Consider the following 4,507-nt stretch of genomic DNA (forward strand, 5'->3'; position numbering starts at 1 on the left):
ATCCGCATCAATGCCGACGGGACCGTGCCGCAGGACAACCCCTATGTCGGCCAGGACGGGGCTCTGCCGGAAATCTGGAGCCTGGGTCACCGAAACGTCCAAGGCATCGCCATCGCCTCCAACGGCGACGTCTGGACCGTCGAGCACGGCACGCGCGGCGGCGACGAGATCAATCTGGATCAGGCGGGCAAGAACTACGGCTGGCCAGACGCGGCTTACGGCGTCGAGTACCGAGGTGGGCCGATCAATGCGGGCAATACCGCCAAGGCCGGCACCGAGCAGCCCGTCTACTACTGGGATCCCGTCATCGCGCCGGGCGGCATGACCCTGTATCAGGGGGCCATGTTCCCCGGCTGGAACGGCAATCTGCTGGTCGCTGGCCTGAAGGACAAGCAGATCGCCAGGCTGGTGTTGGAGAACAACCGTGTGGTCGGGGAAGAGCGTCTGCTCACCGATCTGGGCGAGCGCGTCCGCGACGTGGCGGTCGGGTCTGACGGTGCCGTCTGGGCCATCACGGACGAGCAGAACGGCAAGCTGGTCCGACTGGCGACCGCGAACTAGGCCCGTTCAAAGCGGCGGTTCTGCGGTGCGCCCGTTGTAGCATTCGCAGGCCGTACGCTCGAGCATGGCCCGGTCGATAATGGTGATCCGGCCGCGCGAATAGGTGATGGCACCGGTCTTTTGCAGAGCCTGGGCCGCCTCGTTCACCGTGGTGCGCTGCGACCCTAGCATGGCGGCCAGATATTCCTGGGTCAGGTTCAGGGTGTCGCCGTCGATCCGGTCGTGACACCGCAACAGCCATTTGGCGAACCGCTGCTCGGCCCGGTGCAGGGCGTTGCAGGCCGCCGACTGCTCCAGTTCTGACTGAAGCGTCGAGGCATAGGACAGGATGGTCGACTGTATGGCCGGGCGTTCGCGGCACAGTTGGCGCAGGCGACCGACCTCGATCTTCCAGGCCTCTCCATCGGCCTGGGCGGCGTGGCGCGAATAGGTGCGAACCGGAGCCGCGCTGGCGGCTGGATGCGTGATGCCCTCGCGTCCCACCATGAAGACCTCGACCGTGCGACCGTCCGCCATGGCCGCGACGGCAGAGACGATCCCGCGCCGGATCAGATAGACGTGGGTGACCGGCTCACCGGCCTCGACGAAGACGTGCCCGACCTGAAAGGTGAAGAGGGTGGCCGCCCCGGTCAGGGCCTCGCGGTCTTCGGGCGACAGGGCGGCGAGCAGGGCGTTCGACGGCAAGGCTTGGTGCATATTCGCCCGATAGGGGATGGTCTGGCGGTTCGTCCGCCGGAAACCGACTTAGGCGAAACGACGTGTCAGGATGGTTCTCAGGCCGTTAGGGCCTGGTCATGGACGAAGGTGTTGGGGCGCTTCACGCCGCCCGCACGCTCGACGCGCAGGACCAGGCGATCGCCCTCGTAAAGTTCGACCCCCTGACAGCTGGCGTGCTCGTCCAGACGCTTCATGGCCGAGCGGCTGGCCGCGCCGTCGTCTTCGTACTCGGCCAAGTCCAGCGCAGGCACATTGCCGCGCGGATCGAAGAAATGGAATTGGTAGATGCGCATGGGCGCCCCCCGTGTGAGAGGCATCCCTAGCGCCGCCATATGGTCACGTCTGTCGGGTTGGCCACTTTGCGGCCAAGGGATGTTCCCGTTTCAGTCCCGCAACAGCTCGTTGACGCCCGTCTTGGCACGCGTCTGGGCATCCACCCGCTTGACGATGACGGCACAGTACAGCGACGGCCCACCGTTTGGATCGGGCAATGCGCCCGGCACCACCACGCTGTAGGCCGGCACCTCGCCCCGGAACACTTCCCCGGTCGCACGGTCCACGATCTTGGTCGAGGCCGATAGATAGACGCCCATGGCCAAGACTGCGCCCTCGCGCACGATCACGCCCTCGGCGACCTCGGCGCGGGCCCCGATGAAACAGCCGTCCTCGATGATGGTGGGGTTGGCCTGGAGCGGTTCCAGCACGCCGCCGATGCCCGCCCCACCGGAGAGATGGACGTTCTTGCCGATCTGGGCGCAGGACCCGACGGTGGCCCAGGCGTCGACCATTGAGCCTTCATCGACATAGGCACCGATGTTCACAAAGCTGGGCATCAGCACGACGTTGCGGCCGATGAAGGCGCCCTGACGGGCCACGGCGCCGGGCACGGCGCGGAAGCCCGCGCCCTCGAACTGAGCCTCGGTCCAGTTGGCCCATTTGACCGGCACCTTGTCCCAGTAGGGGCCGGGGGTCGGATCGATCTGGCCCATGGTCGCCCCGACATGGGCCCCCATGCGGACATTGGGGTTTAGGCGGAAGGACAGCAGCACGGCCTTCTTCAGCCACTGATGCGTGGTCCAGACCCCGTCTTCGCCCCGCGAGGCGACGCGCGCCTGACCAGAGTCCAGCAGGGCCAAGGCCTGTTCGACCGCCTTGCGGACATCGCCATGCGTGGCGGTGGAAATGTCGGCCCGGTCTTCCCAAGCCTGTTCGATGACGGTTTCCAGATCGGCGTGGGCGGTCATGCGGCGTCCTTGAAGCTCAGGTCGGAAAGGAAATCGTGCAGGTCGGGGGCGATGTAATCGATGTGGTCGCCCAATGGCTTGCCATGGCCATCCCCGATCAGGATGGTCGCCATGCCGAGGATCTTTGCCGGCTCCAGATTGCGCGGCGTGTCCTCAAAGAAGGCCGCGCGATGCGGATCGATACCGAAGCGGTCCAGCATCTTGCGAAACGTCGAGGGCGCGGGCTTGGGCGTCAGTTCGGCATCCTCGATGGCGAAGACCCCCTCGAAACAGTCGGATATGCCCAGATGGTTCAGCACCCGATGCGCATACTCCCGCGCGCCGTTGGTGAAGACATAGCAGCGCCCCGGCAGGGCCTTCAGTTGATCCGCCAGACGCGCATCGGGCTCCAGCCCGTCCAGCGGCACGTCGTGAACCTCATGCAGGAAACGGTCGGCGTCGATGGTGTAGCTGGCCATCAGACCGGCCAGGGTGGTGCCGTGCTCGTCGAGGAACTGCCGCTGCAAGACCGCGGCTTCGTCCGGTGCCATGCCAACGGCCTCGACCACAAAGGCGTTGATCCGCGCCTGGACCAGCGACATCAGGCCCTGTTCGCGCGGATACAGGGTGTCGTCCATGTCGAACACCCAGTGGCGGACGTGGTCCAGCCCTGTGCCGACGGGACCGCTCATCCGGCCTGCACCAGGGTGCCCGCCCCGTGCTCGGTGAACAGCTCGACCAGCATGGCATGCGGCCGCCGTCCATCGAGGATGACCACGGCCTCGACCCCGGCGCGCACGGCGGCCATGGCGGTCTGCAGCTTGGGGATCATGCCGCCGGTGGCGATGCCGTCCTCGATCAGTTTCGAGGCCTCGCCGACCGTCATCTGGCGGATGATCTCGCCGTCCGCGCCACGCACGCCCGGCACATCGGTCAGAAGCAGCATGCGCTTGGCGTTCAACGAACCGGCCACAGCCCCCGCGACGGTGTCGGCATTCACATTGTAGGTCTGGCCGTCCTCGGCCACGCCGATCGGGGCGATGACCGGAACCCAATCCTCGGTTTCAGAGGCGATCAGGCCTGCGATCAACTTGGGGTCGACCTTGGTGGGCTCACCGACGTAGCCCAGATCGACCTCATGCTCGATCATGCTGTCAGGATCGCGCTGGGTCCGCCGGGTCTTCTCGACGGTCAGAAGGCCGGCGTCCTTGCCCGACAGGCCGACGCCGCGCACGTCCGCCTCCTTGCCCGCCATGGTGATCCAGTGGGCGATCTCCTTGTTGACCGCGCCCGACAGGACCATCTCGGCCACTTCCATGGTGGCGGGATCCGTGACGCGCAGGCCGTCGACGAAGCTGGACTTGACCCCGGCCTTGTCCAGCATGGCGCTGATCTGCGGGCCGCCGCCATGAACCACGACAGGGTTGACGCCCATCAGCTTCAGCAGCACCACATCGGCCGCAAACTGTTTGGCGACAGCGCTTTCGCCCATCGCGTGGCCGCCGTATTTGATGACCACGATCTTGCGATCGTAGACCTGGATGTAGGGCAGGGCCTCGGCCAGGGTTCTAGCGGTGTCCCAGCCACGATCTTCGGATTGGCGCATCGTCTCATCCATGATCTGCGGGTCACTAAGGCCAAGGCGGGGTCGTGTCATTATCAAACGGCTCGGTTCTATTCTCGCTGGCGGCGCGAACAGCCTTGCAACCGTCATGTAGCGCGGGCGACACGACAGGCCGCAATACCACCTGCGGCACCTCGACCTTGACTATGGCGCCTGTTATGGAACTTGTGTGGGGGTCCGACGATCGCTCACAACTTCATTTTGGGCTGCGGAGGGCATTTCCCCATGCGCGTTAAGACTTTCATCCTGGCGACCAGCGCGGCGGGCGCTCTCGCGCTTTCCGCCGGCACAGCGTCTGCCGAGCCGAATGGCTGGTATGGTGCGATTGACGCCGGTTACAACTTCTGGAGCGACGACGTCGAGGCGATCTCGACGACGACGG

6 protein-coding genes are annotated in these 4,507 nt (G+C 65.7%); 1 reads left to right on the forward strand and 5 read right to left on the reverse strand.

Translation table 11 applies throughout. From position 1 onward, the window contains the following. On the forward strand, positions 1-561 hold a 561-nt coding region (locus JHC81_RS13830; RefSeq protein WP_292175642.1), incomplete at its 5' end, for a PQQ-dependent sugar dehydrogenase. Between the two features lie 6 nt (positions 562-567). Here JHC81_RS13830 and JHC81_RS13835 read toward each other — a convergent pair. From JHC81_RS13835 to argB, 5 genes are all read right to left on the reverse strand, one after another. Further along, on the reverse strand, positions 568-1,257 hold the full coding sequence (locus JHC81_RS13835) for a Crp/Fnr family transcriptional regulator (RefSeq protein ID WP_292175644.1): 690 nt from the start codon (positions 1,255-1,257) through the stop codon (positions 568-570). Between the two features lie 77 nt (positions 1,258-1,334). After that, positions 1,335-1,571 (reverse strand): hypothetical protein, encoded by a 237-nt coding sequence (locus JHC81_RS13840; RefSeq protein ID WP_292175646.1) that lies wholly within the window; start codon positions 1,569-1,571, stop codon positions 1,335-1,337. 90 nt (positions 1,572-1,661) lie between these two features. Next, positions 1,662-2,522 carry a 2,3,4,5-tetrahydropyridine-2,6-dicarboxylate N-succinyltransferase gene (gene dapD / locus JHC81_RS13845; protein ID WP_292175648.1) on the reverse strand — a complete coding sequence of 287 codons (861 nt, stop codon included), beginning with the start codon at positions 2,520-2,522 and terminating at the stop codon, positions 1,662-1,664. Then, positions 2,519-3,193 carry a pyrimidine 5'-nucleotidase gene (locus JHC81_RS13850; RefSeq protein WP_292175650.1) on the reverse strand — a complete coding sequence of 225 codons (675 nt, stop codon included), beginning with the start codon at positions 3,191-3,193 and terminating at the stop codon, positions 2,519-2,521. The genes dapD and JHC81_RS13850 overlap by 4 nt, the downstream gene beginning before the upstream one ends. Further along, positions 3,190-4,119, reverse strand: a complete 930-nt coding sequence (gene argB / locus JHC81_RS13855) for an acetylglutamate kinase (RefSeq protein ID WP_292175652.1) — start codon at positions 4,117-4,119, stop codon at positions 3,190-3,192. Before argB ends, JHC81_RS13850 begins: the two co-directional genes overlap by 4 nt. Positions 4,120-4,507: the final 388 nt, after the last annotated feature.

Origin of the sequence: Brevundimonas sp. (assembly GCF_016463295.1) — a bacterium.
GTDB lineage: Bacteria > Pseudomonadota > Alphaproteobacteria > Caulobacterales > Caulobacteraceae > Brevundimonas.